The organism is Pseudonocardia sp. CA-142604 (assembly GCF_050948475.1).
Classification (GTDB): Bacteria; Actinomycetota; Actinomycetes; order Mycobacteriales; family Pseudonocardiaceae; genus Pseudonocardia; species Pseudonocardia alaniniphila.
Window position 1 is genome coordinate 6,149,763 of record NZ_CP192045.1, and the last position, 12,728, is coordinate 6,162,490.

The following is a 12,728-nucleotide window of genomic DNA, read 5'->3' on the forward strand; positions in this document are numbered from 1 at the left end:
GCAGGGTTGACCGGCACCCGGACCATGGCCGTCAGCATGGAGAGGAGCCGCAGATGAGCAGCTTGATGCGGCGCGACCGAGGCGGCGATGTCGCCAACCGCCTCAACCGGATGGACCGGTTCCTGGACGAGTGGATGCGCGGGCTGCCGGGCCGTCGACCCTTCGGCGTGGGCGTGGACTGGCTCGTCGAGGACGCGATCCGTGTCGACCAGTTCCGAGAGGGCGACACCGAGGTCATCCGCGCTGAACTGCCCGGGATCGACCCGGAGAAGGACGTCGACCTCACCGTCGGCGGCGGGGTGCTGCGGATCAACGCCGAACGGCGCGTCGAGGAGACGACCGAGGACAAGGGCTACCTGCGTCACGAGCTGCGCTACGGCAGGTTCGGCCGCACGTTGCCCCTTCCCGACGGCGTGACCGATTCCGACATCACCGCCACCTACAAGGACGGGATCCTCGAGATCCGCATCCCGATCCCGAAGGCCACCACCGGCGAGCGGAAGAAGATCGAGATCAGCAAGAGCTGACGATCGGACACGCCTCGCCGGGCACACACCAGGAACACGACATGATCGAGAAGCGCTGGAACATCGACATCACGATCGACGAGCAGGACGGGAACACCCGCGCGACGGCCCGCCTGCACACCCCGGAGAGCGATCGGCTGGTCGGCACCGGGCTGGCTCGGTGCAACCCGAGCGACCACGACGTGCCCGAGATCGGCGACGAGCTCGCCGTCGCACGGGCACTCGCCGACCTCAGCGACCGTCTGCTCAGGGACGCCACCCTCGACATCAGCAGGAACATGGGACGCGACCTGCGGGTCTGACGCCTCGTCGACGATCTCAGGCCGCCTGCACGTGCGGGTGGCCCGCTACCGGTGTCCGGTCCACTCCGGTCCGATGTCGGCCCACTCGCGCGCCCATCGCCGGGCGTTGACCGCGTCGATCCCGCGCCGCACCAGCAACCACACCACTCCGAGCACGGACGCCCCGACGGCCAGCACGGCGATGCCGGTGAAGATTCCTGCCGCCACCGCGTCCACACTCGCCGGGGGCGGATCCACGGCCGCGCCGGTGCGGTCCACCCACACCGGCACCTCGGAGCCGGCGGGCGTCGCGGCCGTCACGGGCACGAGGCCCGTCCGCCGAACACCGTCGAGACCGACCCACTCCACCTCGACAGCGATCCGGCTTCCCGGGTCGAGGGGCACCACGGGTGCCTGCGCGAGCACAGTGGCAGGCAGCATGGTCCGGTCCTGCGACTGGGTGTGAATGCGCTCGTTCACCCGGCTGTGCGCGCCGACGCCGGCGATCAGGGCGGCCGCGACGAGCAGCAGGGACGCGGAGAGCAGCACCCACACCACGACGTCCTCGATGAGGTCCGTCGCCCGGCGGGGCAGCCTCCTGACCGCGGCGTGGTGCTCTTCCTGCTCACCGGGCACCGCGACCACCTCGCCCCCTTCTCCGTCTCAGCTCCTCCGCGTCGCGACCGCGCTGATCAGTTCTCCTTCTCGTCGAGGGGCCGCACCACTGCCACCGAGCAGCGCGCCCGGTGCAGCACCGCGTGGCTGACCGAGCCGAGCAGCAGACCCGCCGCCGCACCCCGGCCACGGGAACCGACCACGACCAGCTGCGCCTGCCGCGACTCCTCGATCAGAGCGTGGGCCGGGCGGTCGTGCGTGACCACCCGATGCACCCGCACGTCCGGGTACTTCTCGCTCCATCCCGCCAGCCGCTCCGCCAGCACCTCGTTCTCATCCGCCTCGACCGCCTCCCAGTCGAACAGCAGCGCAGCCATCCCCGGGTCCATCACCAGGTCCCACCACGCGTGCACGGCGACCAGCGGGACACCCCGCGTGCTGGCCGCCATGAAGGCGAAGGCCAGCGCAGCCTCGCTGATCTCCGACCCGTCCACGCCCACGACGACCGGACGCGACCCCTCGTCCGCCGTCCGGCCCTCCTCCTGGCGGACCAGGACCACCGGACACTCCGCCTGCGCGGCCAGGGCGACGGAGACCGAACCGACCAGCAGACCACTCACGCCCCCGTGGCCACGGTCACCGAGAACGATCATGTGTGCCCGCCGCGACTCCTCCCGCAACACCGGAACCGGGAACCCCACGACGAGCTGCTGCTCCACAGGCCTCCCCGCGGCGGCCTCCTCCGCGACCCCCGCAGCCTCGGCCAGCTGACGTCTCGCGGCCCCGAGCATGATGTCGCGGTAGTCGCCCCCGAGGCCGACCCGCCCGATCACATGGTCCTGGTTCCAGGCCATCGCCGTGACCAGCCTCAACGTCACGTTCCGACGGGCCGCCTCGGCAGCGCCCCACCGCACCGCCTCCAGCGCGCTCTCCGACCCGTCGACCCCGACGACCACCGTCCGGCCATGGTGCCGCCCATCCGCCATGTCCCCTCCTCGATCGGTCGTCCCCGAGCGTGTCCCGGCTGACCGACTTCGGGCAGTGGCTCCCGGCCCTGACTGGAGGGTCTTCGGACCTCAGGAGCACGTGCCGGACATAACGGATATATCGCCCAGATCGGCGATGACGAAGCGACCACTCGGAGCGGCCAGGAGAACCTCGGGGCCGACCTGCCCATTTCGCCCGAACCACGCACGATGATCAACATCCTGGTTGGATCAGCGGTTGACGACTGCTATCGACCGGAGATCACGTGAACGACTCTTACTCCCCGGAAGCACTGCACGAGGCCTACCAGCACGTCTGGTTCGTGGTCGCCCGCTCGCAGGACATCGACGTACCGCAGCCGGCCCAACTGCTCGGCACGCGGCTCGTCGTCTTCCGCGATTCCGACGGCCAGGCCCGGGTCCTCGATCGCCGCTGTATCCACCGTGGCGCCGACCTGGCTGCGGGCACGGTGCGCGGAGACGGCCTGCAGTGTCCCTACCACGGCTGGGAGTTCGACGGCGCCACCGGCGTCTGCTCGCACATTCCCGCGCTCCGGGACGGGGTACGCATCCCGCCGAAGGCCAGGGTGGGCAGCTACCCCGTCATCGAGCGCTTCGGACATGTGTGGACGTGCCTGGGCGAACCGGTCTTCGACCTGCCGGACCCTCCGGAGATCGCGGACCTCACCCTCGACTGGCGCGCGGCGACCCCGATCCCCGCCAAGTGCGGCTTCATGGCTGCGGTGGAGAACTTCCGGGACATGGCGCACTTCCCGTTCGTGCACGCGGAGTCGATGGGCGAGGTGAACCCGGTGGTCGCCGATCTCGACGTGCAGCGCGACGGTAGAGAGGTGCGTGCCTCGTTCTTCTACGAGCAGGTCGCCGGATCGGACTTCTCCGACACCGGCGACTCGTGGATGCACTATCACACCTACGCCCCCGGCATCGCCACGATCCTCTACGACTTCGGGCCCGAGATCGGCAAGCGCTACCTCGTCGACTTCCCCTCGCCAGTCAGCCACGACGAGTGCGTGATCTTCTGGGCCGTCGCCACCGACAAGGACTTCACCGGCGGCACGGTGGAGGAGGTTCTCGCGATCGAGACGAAGGTCTTCGACGAGGACACCCCGATCCTGGAGGGACTCGACCCCAAGGAGGTACCGCTGGCGAACCAGGTGCAGGAGGTCTCGTGCGCCGCGGACGTCTACACGCTGAACTACCGCAGCGCCACCAAGTACGTCGTCCAGGAGATCCGCAAGGCCAGGTCGGCGGTGCCTGCAGAGCCCGTGAGCGCCCGCGCGTAACGGACGGGCCGCTCAGGCCGGGCCCTCGTACACCTGAGCGGCCTCCCGCCGGCCCCAGCCGTCCTCCGGTGGCCGGTCACCGAGCAGCGCCTCCCCCTTGACCAGCCAGGACACCCCGAACGCGAGGACGGCCACCGTCTCCAGCCAGAACAGCGGCCGGTACTCGACCTTCACGGCGTCACCGACGAACAGGTCGGTGAGCACCGCGAGCACCAGGCAGGCGACGATCACCCACCCGCAGACGCGATAGACGACGTTGCGCACGATCTTCCGCGGGGTCATGTCGCCGTCGGTCCTCGTGAAGAGGAACAGCGAGAAGATCGCCAGCGCGATGAAGAACACCGCGGCGAACACGAGGTGTACCACGCCGACGACCTGCACCCAGCCCGTCCCGCCCCCCTCCGGCGCGGTCGGGAACAGAGCGAGACCGATGGCCGCGATGCCTGCGACATCGCCGAGCAGGTCGTCCGCCTTGCCGAAGCGGTAGGACAGCAGGAAGACCCCGATCGCGCAGAGGCTCCCGACGAGCACGCCGCGCATCCCCGTGTAGTAGTAGGCACTCACCGACGACAGCAGGCCCACGTCGAAGAGGACTGCCGCACCGATGGCCAGGACGGGTGGCAGGGCCACACCGATCGCACCCACGCTCCTGCGCAGGCTCATGTACGACAGCACGGCGTTCCGGTTGGGGGTGAACCACGACGGGTCCATGTCACGCTCCTCTGGGGGCTCGCCGGGACACCGGCCGGGCAACATCCTTCCGCCGGCGCCGCGCCTCCGGTACCCGTCCCACCGCAGGCGCGACACCCTGTTGCGAGAATGCGGCCGACCACGGCCCCGCCGTCGACGATCAATGCGTGATCCGGCGACCCGGCCGTGCGGATCATGAGAATCTCCGGATCGACCAGGCTTTTCATCGTGCTGCGGGCACAGGTTCCGGCGCGCTCACCGCGCCCGTTCACAGCGTCATGTTGCCGCGTTTATACGAGGCAATGGCTATAGTCCCCCGGTTACCAGTTGAGAGAATGGTCCTTCTCGCATGTAAAGGTACGTGGATCTGCGGGTTGCTGGGCGTCGACTACGACGGCGCGACACCCCGTTACTGGCGCCCCATGGCCATCGATGGAAAGCTCGCCATGGTTATCCCCACCGCATGGAGCGGCTCATGCTTCGCGTCCGCCGGGACCTGATCGTACTGTTAGCGCTATTCATCGCGATCGTCACCGGGACCATGGCGGCCCAGCCTGTCGCCGCCCAGCCGTCGTCGCACCCGACGGCGGCGCCGGACAAGGGTCCGGTCGGCTGGGACGTCTACCGGCGATTGGACCGGCTACCGGAACTGACCACCGGCGTGCGCACCAGCCAGTTCTCCAGTTCCGACCGCACCGGCGGTAACACCGACTGGTGGTCCAACCCCAACCAGTGCCTGCGGCTGATCGGCACCGGCGCCGAGCCGGTGCGATTCGACGGCCCCGCGTCGCACAGGCTGCGCACCCGGGCTACCCAGTGCGTCGTCGCGGAGCACTCCGGCCCGGGGGAGGTGGATTCGATCTGGTTCACCTGGGCCGGCGGCAACGTGGCCAGCGTCGGCAACATCACGATCACCCTGGACGGCCGGCAGATCATGCACGCACCGCTGCAGGATGTAGTGAACGGCAAGCTGGGCGCGCCGTTCGTGTACCCGCTGGTGGCCAACGCCGACCAGAGCTCGGGTGGGGTCTACATCGCGGTGCCGATGCCGTTCACGTCTCACATGTTGATCACAACGGACAGCTCGTCCTTCTACTACCACGTCACCTACCGGACGTTCGCGGACGCGAGCGCAGTGTCCACATTCGACCCGAGCGACCGGGCGACCGACGTGCTGGCAATGCTGCGCGCGGCCGGTACCCGCGACCCGAAACCACCGCTGCCCGCCGGGACCACCAGCACGACCCCGGTCGGGCTGGCGCCCGGCGCCACCCAGACCATCGGCACCGCACGCGGTCCGGGCGAGCTGACCGCGGTCCGGCTGCGACTGCCGCAGGCACATCACGTCGCGCCGAGGGCGGTGACTGACTACGGCCGGGCCTTCGGCAAGGGCGGTTCCAGCACGTTCACCGTCAAGATCGACCCGAACAACAACGGGGTCGTGCTCACCAGGCGAGTCGACCCGGGCATCGCCAACCAGGTGGCCACCGTGGCGGTGGACGGGACCGTGGTGGCCAGTTGGGCAGCCAACGGGGTTTCCGCGGCCGAGCTGGCACAGCGCGCCGGCAGGGCGCACTGGCCCTCTGCGATCACCCCGCCCGCTCCGGTCACCGGCGACTGGGCCGAGCAGTCGGTCAGGTTACCGGCGACCGTGACCGCCGGCAGGTCGCAGATCACCATCAAGAACACATTCGCGTCCTTGGACCGGGGCTTCACAGAGTTTCGCTACTGGGTAGACAGCGTGGTCAACGGGACATCACGGCCCACCGACGAGGTCGACGTCGGCAACGCGGCCGACGAGACCGCGCACGCCTACCTGATCGCCGGCCAGACCTGGTCGGGCGTGCGCACCTACCAGGAGCCGCTCAGCGCCGCGCAACTGGCCGACCTGCACACCGCGCAGCAGCTGTTGCATGGCGTGCGGCTGCGGATCAGCGTCGACGGGCAGACCCTGGTCGACTCGCCGGTCGGCGAGTTCTTCGGCAGCGGTTTCGGGGTGCAGCCGGTGGCCTCACTGATGTTCGGCATGGACGTCCGACCGGGCGGCTGGTACTCGGCCTGGTGGCCGATGCCCTACCTGCGGGGCGCCACCGTCACGCTGTTCAACGGATCCTCGATCGCGGTGTCCGGGGCGCAAGCGCAGGTGAGCCAGGCACCCGATGCCCGGCTGGCCGCGGAGCTGGCCGCCGGCCGCATCGGTTACTTCCGGACCAGCTCGCACGCCGGTTCCACAACGCCGAAGCGGGACTGGCCGTATCTGACGGCTACCGGAAGCGGCAAGTTCGTCGGGAACACCGTGGACATGCAGGGTCCGGTTGCCCGCGACCACCTCGAAGGTGACGAGCGGGTCTACACCGACGGCTCGCAGTCACCGCAGATCCACGGCACCGGCACCGAGGACTACTACGAAAGCGGCTGGTACTTCAACCGCGGCACGTACAACACGCCGCTGCACGGCAACACCGCGCACCTCACGCCGCCCACCGGCTGCGCCGCGAACACCGACTGCACCTCGGCTTTCCGGCTGTGGCTGGCCGAGGCGGTGCCGTTCCACAACACCATCAGCTTCGGCATCGAGCACGGACCGGTGAACGACGTGTCGGCCGACTACTCCAGCACCGCGTACTGGTACGGCCGGACCCAGGCCACCGCCAGGTAGACGGGACTGTCGGCGTCATACAGCAGGCGCTGGCAGAACCCGATGAACACGGCGGGCGCCGGTGGTGCCCACGCCCGGGGGTGCGACCGATCAGCGCCCAGCTGAAGCCGACGTGGTAGTCCGAGCGGATTCCGGCCTCGTCGGCGACCTAGCTGATCGATTCAACGGCGACGCCCACTTCGGGCGAATCGGCCCGCGCTGCCGCAAAGTCCACTTCCGACCCAAATCATGGATACTTTACCTCCGAATCCGCAAACATTGCCGGGCTTGAATGATCAAGTCAGTCCGAGTCTTTCGACACCGGCCACCCGTTGCTAACCTCGCGGACGTTGTTGAATCCACGAAAGGAGCTTCGAGATATGTGTAGTAGCGCGAAGGCTCCCCGGGTCTAGATCGAGCGGTGTCAGCTCCCCGTCCGGCCGGTCTCCTATACAACGGCACCGAACCGCGCTCCCCGAAATCGCGAGCGAGCCGTCGCCACGACGAGCCACCACCTTCGGATCCGTCCCTGCGCAGTCGCACCCTCCGTCGCGCACGGGCACGGACGCTCGTCGTCATCGCCACCGTCTTGGGTGCGGTCGTCGGCGCAGTGCTGGCAATCCTCTTCTGGGTCGTGCTCACACAGACGCACGCGTCCGCGAGGCCACCGTTCTCGCTCCGACGGGTCGAGGTACAGATCGACGACCCCTCAACCGCAGCAGCGGGCCCGGGCACAGCGGCGGGGATCATCACGAGGACTTCTCGCCGATGAACGTGGACATCCCGGCTCCCCCCTGGTTCGGCGCCACCGGCACACGCCCGACGGTCGCGGTCGCCGTCGAGGACGGGTTCACGGCTGCCGGTCACGCCATGGGGCTCGTCGCGATGCTCCTGCTGACGGCCACGGTGGTGCTCGGCACCCTGCATTCCGGACGGGTGTCGAGTGCGAAGTGGCCGCGGTTCGCGGTGCACGCCGTGCACCGCAACGCGTCGCTGCTGGCGATCGCCTTCCTCGTCGTGCACATCGTCGTCGCCATCGGCAAACCCGGCTCCGGGCTCTCCTGGCCCGTCGCCGTGGTGCCCTACTCCACCGCCCCCCATCCGATCTGGCTCGGGATGGGAACCGTGGCGCTCGAACTCCTGCTCGCCGCGATCGTCACCGGCTTGCTGCGGCTCAGGATCGGCTTCCGCTCGTGGCGCGCCGTGCACGTGGCGGCGTACGCGAGCTGGCCGCTCGCACTCGCGCACGGGCTGGGTCTCGGCACGACCGACATGACGCGCGGCTGGGTGATGGCCGTCTACCTCGGGTGTGCGGTGGCGGTCGCGGCGGCGATCACGCGGCGATGCCTGACCGTCGATGCCGACCGTGACGCGCGACGGGCCGCACAGGCGGGTCAGCGATGACCGCGGCGACGTCCGTGCCCCTACCGGATCCGCCGGCCGGGAGCGTGCGGCTGCTGGCCGGCTCGGCCGAGAGCGGCTCCCCTGCCGGGTTGGCCGACCACCTGGCCCGTTTCGGACCGCTCCCGACCGGCGCCGGTGGGCCGGTGGAGCTGATCGATGCGGTCGACCGGTCGGGGCTGCGCGGCCGAGGCGGTGCGGGCTTCCCGATGAGCCGCAAGCTGAGGACGGTCGCATCCGGGCGGGGCCGTCCGATCGTGGTCGCGAACGGCTGCGACGGTGACCCCGTCACCGCGAAGGACGCGAAGCTGCTCGAGTTCGCCCCGCATCTGGTCATCGACGGTGTCCTGCTCGCCTGCCACGCCGTCGGCGCGGACGAGGCGGCGATCTGCGTGGGCGACGGAGACGCACACGCAGACTCGATGCACGCGGCCCTCGACGCACGCCACGACGAGAACGTCACGATCCGCGCGGTGGAGGTGCCGCGACGCTACGTGGCCAGTGAAGAGTCGGCGCTGGTCAACTTCCTCAACAGCGGCGACGCCCGGCCCACCGTCACCCCGCCCCGTCCGGCGGAGCGAGGGGTCGGTGGCCGTCCGACGCTGGTCGACAACGTAGAGACGCTGGCTCACCTGGCGCTGATCACGCGCTTCGGCGCGAGCTGGTTCCGGGCGGCGGGCACGGCGCAGTCTCCGGGCACCACCCTCGTCACGGTGGGGGGCGCGGTGCGCAGACCCGGTGTGTACGAGGTCGAGCTCGGCACGCCGGTCGGCGCCGTGCTGGCCGAGGCCGGAGGCGAGTCCGAGCCGTTGCAGGCGGTGCAGATCGGCGGCCTGGGCGGCAGCTGGATGGCGATCCGGCAGGCGCGAGCGCTGCCGCTCGCGCACGAGGACTGCCGGGCAGCAGGAGCGGTGATGGGCACAGCAGCGCTCGTCGCTCTGCCGGAACGCGCCTGCGGCCTCGCCGAGACCGCCCGCACCCTGCGTTACCTCGCGGTGGAGTCGGCAGGGCAGTGCGGGCCGTGCATGTTCGGTCTGCCGGCGATCGCCGACGACGTGGACGACCTCGTCCGTGGTGCCGACCCGTCGGGGGCCACGCTCGACCGTCTACACAACCGGCTGGGGATGATCGAGGGCCGCGGCGCGTGCGCGCATCCTGACGGCACCACCCGGTTCGCCGCCTCGGCTCTGCGCGCTTTCGCTGACGACATCGCCGACCACGTCGCCGGCCGCCCGTGCCCGTGGGTGGACGCCGCGCCGTGGATGCCGGTGCCCGTTCCGGCCCGTCGTGGAGAGGGAGAGCGATGAGGGACGACACCCGGCTCGCCCTCGACGTGGATCCCATCATGTGCCGCGGGCACGGACTCTGCGCCGAACTACTCCCCGAGCAGGTCCTGCTCGACGAATGGGGCTACCCGCATCTCGCATCGCGGGAGGTGCCGCCGTCGCTCCGGGCGCAGGCACGGGCCGCGGCGAGCGCGTGCCCCACTCTCGCGCTCCGGCTACGTCGCCTCGACGGAGAGAACCGCACCTCATGAGCAGGGCGATGGCAGGCATATGTCACGAGAGTCCATTTCCTCCCTGAGGGGCATTCGCCCGATTCCGAACCGTGGCGCGTCCGGTAACTACGCTGCAGAGGTGCGATTCGCGATATCCATCCCACAGACCGTTCACGGCGGAAAATACGACACGGGTGCGCTGCAGGCCCACCTCGCGCGGGTGGAGGAGCTCGGGTTCGACAGCGCCTGGACGCAGGAGCAGGTCCTGGGGTCCGCGCCCCGCCTGAGCGCCATCGAGACGATGACCTACGCGGCCGCGTGCACGCAGCGGCTCCGGCTGGGGTGCGCGGTGTTCGTCACGCCGCTGCACAACCCGGTTCAGCTGGCCAAGAGCCTGAGCTCGCTCGACCAGCTCAGCGGCGGGCGCATCGAGGTGGGCGTCGGCACCGGTGGGCGCCACCGGAGCTTCGCCACGTTCGGGGTGGATCCCGAGGGGCTGGTCACCCGGTTCACCGAGGGCCTGCGCCTGATGAAGGATCTGTGGACCGAGCCCCGCGTCAGCTTCTCCGGACGCTTCTACCAGGCGGACGGCGCCACGATGGAGCCGAAACCGCTCCAGAAGCCGCACCCGCCGATCTGGTTCGGAGCCGCGCATCCGGACGCGCTACGCCGGGCGGTCCGGCTCGGTGACGGCTTCTTCGGCGCCGGCTCGTCCACCACGGCGCAGTTCGCCGACCAGGTGAAGGTCGTACGCGGGGCGCTGTCCGACATGGGTCGTGACAGCACCGGATTCCCGATCGCCAAGCGCGTGTACATCGCGGTCGACGACGACGCGGCCCGCGCCGAGGCACGGCTGTCCGACGCGCTCGGCCAGCTCTACTCCCACGCCGGGCGCAACGATCTCGTCTCCACGGCGGTGTGGGGGCCGCCTGCCGACTGTGTCCGGGGATTGCGTGAGGTGGCCGAGGCCGGCGCCGAGCTGATCCACCTGAACCCGCTCTTCGACGACGCGGAGCAGATGGAACGCCTGGCCGCCGAGGTGATGCCCGAGCTGTCGACCACCCCGGCGACCGGGCAGGCCTGATCGACCGATCACGGTAAGCCGGGCGGTGCGCTCGGCCACGGTTCTCCGCTCACGGTCGGTCCTGCTGGATACGCTGCGATCACGATGGGCGTGATCTCCGAGCGGGTCGGCAAGGTGGCCCGGCCCCTGGCCGTCACCGCGGCGACGGCGGCGTGGGTGATCGGTGCCGTGCTCAACGGCCTATCCGGCTGGTCCTTCGGAGTCACCGCCGGAGCAGGGGCTGCCCTCACCGCACTGGCCGTCGGCCTGCCGCTGTGGGCGGAGCGCCGGGCCCGCGTCCGCGCCGCCACCGCCGTACAGATCGCCGAGGACGCCGCCGCGCGGATGCAGCTGGTCCTGGACGACGCTCTCGATCCCCTCACCTACCTCATCGGCAGGATCACCGACCGCCCACGCTGGACCCGCGGCCGCGAACTGCTCGAACTGCAGGGCCAGGCGAAGGCGGTCGTCCTCGCGGCGGCCGCCGAGGTGCTCGGCAGCGACCGCCTGCGTGCCTGCTACTTCGCCCTCGTCGAGGACCACCCGCCCCGGCTCGTTCCGGCCGGGTTCCACGGCCGCGCCTCGGCTCCGCGCACCACGTTCGTCGCGGGCACTCCGCTCGGCGACCAGGCGTTCCAGCTGCTCAGGCAGCGCGAGGACCTGTTCTGCCAGGACGCCAGGGCGCGTCCGCCCTCCGGCTGGCAACCCGGGGGCCACGACTACCGCACGTTCATCGCGGTGCCCGTCGCCACCGAGGAACGCGAGTTCGGGGTCCTGACGATCGACGGACTCCACGTCGGCGATCTCACCGAGGCCGACGTCGCCGCGGTCCGGGTCTTCGCCCGGCTGCTCGCGATCGCCCTCGCCGCCTGATTGCGGGGCTATCCTGGGCACGTGGACGAGGGGATCAGCTGCAACGGCAACGGAAACGGCGACGAGACGCAACGGCTGCGGCTCGCCCGCATCCTGCGCGATCCCACTGGGTACTACGCGGATGCCCGCAAGGAAGCCCACGCACATGCCAGGCGCTTCCTCGCCGCCCGGCTCCGGGCACGCCGCGTCTAGCCGGCAGGCCCGCAGTTCGGAGCGGCCCTCGTTACAGCGCTCCTGATTGCTCGAGCACGACCCGCAACTCGCGCAGGGCGTGGTAGCTGCGTGACTTCACGGTCCCGACCGGGATGCCGAGCCGGTGGGCGGCTTCGGCCAGGGAGCAGTCCTGGTAGTAGATCGCGATCAGGACGTCGCGATGTTTGGGCCTGAGCTGGTTGAGGGCGTCGGCGACGACCCGGCGGTGCACCGCCTTCTCGAACTGGTCGGATTCGGGCGCCCTTTTCAGAGCGACCTCGTCGTGCACGATCACGGGGCGGATGGCGTCGTAGCGGCGTAGGTCGGTCACCAGGTTGCGGGCGACCGTGTACAACCAACCGTGCGGTCTTCCGGATTCGAACCCCGTGGCGTGTTGCCGCCAGGCCCGCACCATCGTCTCCTGAACGACTTCTTCGGCCCGTTCGCGGTTACCGGTCAGCAGCACCACGAACCGGAGGAGCGGGCGGAACGCGTCGTCGTACAAGCCACGGACGAACGCCTCGGTCGATTCCTGACAGTCGGGCAGAGTGGTCACCATCAGCGCTCGTCGCTGTTCCCGGATGGCAACCAGGTGGCACCGGGTGCGGCAACGGAGCATCGCCCGAGGTCCGCCCCACAGCCACGGGGCATCCTCCGTCT

The 12,728-nt window shown here is 70.1% G+C and carries 14 protein-coding genes; 10 read left to right on the top strand and 4 right to left on the bottom strand.

The window, feature by feature from the left end:
* The first annotated feature begins 53 nt into the window (after positions 1-53).
* Together ACQPZQ_RS27930 and ACQPZQ_RS27935 are read left to right on the top strand one after the other, a co-directional pair.
* A complete protein-coding gene (locus tag ACQPZQ_RS27930; RefSeq protein WP_433285523.1) occupies positions 54-527 on the top strand; it encodes an Hsp20/alpha crystallin family protein in 474 nt (157 codons plus the stop codon).
* A gap of 41 nt (positions 528-568) precedes the next feature.
* Positions 569-829, top strand: a complete 261-nt coding sequence (locus tag ACQPZQ_RS27935) for a DUF1876 domain-containing protein (protein WP_433285525.1) — start codon at positions 569-571, stop codon at positions 827-829.
* A gap of 45 nt (positions 830-874) precedes the next feature.
* On the opposite strand, the gene ACQPZQ_RS27940 is transcribed toward ACQPZQ_RS27935, so the two are convergent.
* Positions 875-1,444, bottom strand: coding sequence for an Rv1733c family protein (locus ACQPZQ_RS27940; protein ID WP_433285527.1), 570 nt, complete (start codon positions 1,442-1,444; stop codon positions 875-877).
* Positions 1,445-1,500: 56 nt separating this feature from the next.
* On the bottom strand, positions 1,501-2,409 hold the full coding sequence (locus ACQPZQ_RS27945) for a universal stress protein (protein ID WP_433285529.1): 909 nt from the start codon (positions 2,407-2,409) through the stop codon (positions 1,501-1,503).
* Positions 2,410-2,675: 266 nt separating this feature from the next.
* Here ACQPZQ_RS27945 and ACQPZQ_RS27950 point away from each other — a divergent pair, with 266 nt between their 5' ends.
* Positions 2,676-3,713, top strand: coding sequence for a Rieske 2Fe-2S domain-containing protein (locus ACQPZQ_RS27950; RefSeq protein WP_433285531.1), 1,038 nt, complete (start codon positions 2,676-2,678; stop codon positions 3,711-3,713).
* A gap of 12 nt (positions 3,714-3,725) precedes the next feature.
* Here ACQPZQ_RS27950 and ACQPZQ_RS27955 read toward each other — a convergent pair whose 3' ends face one another.
* The gene (locus ACQPZQ_RS27955) at positions 3,726-4,424 is read right to left on the bottom strand and encodes a DUF998 domain-containing protein (RefSeq protein WP_433285533.1); all 699 of its coding nucleotides are present in this window, start codon (positions 4,422-4,424) and stop codon (positions 3,726-3,728) included.
* A 520-nt stretch (positions 4,425-4,944) separates the two neighbouring features.
* Here ACQPZQ_RS27955 and ACQPZQ_RS27960 point away from each other — a divergent pair.
* The 7 genes from ACQPZQ_RS27960 (at position 4,945) to ACQPZQ_RS27990 (ending at position 12,068) form a co-directional block, all read left to right on the top strand.
* Positions 4,945-7,062 carry a glycoside hydrolase family 172 protein gene (locus ACQPZQ_RS27960; protein ID WP_433285535.1) on the top strand — a complete coding sequence of 706 codons (2,118 nt, stop codon included), beginning with the start codon at positions 4,945-4,947 and terminating at the stop codon, positions 7,060-7,062.
* Positions 7,063-7,809: 747 nt separating this feature from the next.
* Positions 7,810-8,445 carry a ferric reductase-like transmembrane domain-containing protein gene (locus ACQPZQ_RS27965; protein ID WP_433285537.1) on the top strand — a complete coding sequence of 212 codons (636 nt, stop codon included), beginning with the start codon at positions 7,810-7,812 and terminating at the stop codon, positions 8,443-8,445.
* The gene (locus ACQPZQ_RS27970) at positions 8,442-9,749 is read left to right on the top strand and encodes an NADH-ubiquinone oxidoreductase-F iron-sulfur binding region domain-containing protein (RefSeq protein WP_433285540.1); all 1,308 of its coding nucleotides are present in this window, start codon (positions 8,442-8,444) and stop codon (positions 9,747-9,749) included. Before ACQPZQ_RS27965 ends, ACQPZQ_RS27970 begins: the two co-directional genes overlap by 4 nt.
* Positions 9,746-9,979 carry a ferredoxin gene (locus ACQPZQ_RS27975; RefSeq protein ID WP_433285542.1) on the top strand — a complete coding sequence of 78 codons (234 nt, stop codon included), beginning with the start codon at positions 9,746-9,748 and terminating at the stop codon, positions 9,977-9,979. The genes ACQPZQ_RS27970 and ACQPZQ_RS27975 overlap by 4 nt, the downstream gene beginning before the upstream one ends.
* 100 nt (positions 9,980-10,079) lie before the next feature.
* Positions 10,080-11,024, top strand: a complete 945-nt coding sequence (locus tag ACQPZQ_RS27980) for an LLM class flavin-dependent oxidoreductase (protein WP_433285544.1) — start codon at positions 10,080-10,082, stop codon at positions 11,022-11,024.
* Between the two features lie 84 nt (positions 11,025-11,108).
* Positions 11,109-11,876 carry a GAF domain-containing protein gene (locus ACQPZQ_RS27985; RefSeq protein ID WP_433285546.1) on the top strand — a complete coding sequence of 256 codons (768 nt, stop codon included), beginning with the start codon at positions 11,109-11,111 and terminating at the stop codon, positions 11,874-11,876.
* A 21-nt stretch (positions 11,877-11,897) separates the two neighbouring features.
* The gene (locus ACQPZQ_RS27990; protein ID WP_241034492.1) at positions 11,898-12,068 is read left to right on the top strand and encodes a hypothetical protein; all 171 of its coding nucleotides are present in this window, start codon (positions 11,898-11,900) and stop codon (positions 12,066-12,068) included.
* Between the two features lie 31 nt (positions 12,069-12,099).
* Here ACQPZQ_RS27990 and ACQPZQ_RS27995 read toward each other — a convergent pair whose 3' ends face one another.
* Complete coding sequence (locus ACQPZQ_RS27995; RefSeq protein WP_433285548.1) at positions 12,100-12,627, bottom strand: sigma-70 family RNA polymerase sigma factor; 528 nt, start codon at positions 12,625-12,627, stop codon at positions 12,100-12,102.
* Positions 12,628-12,728: the final 101 nt, after the last annotated feature.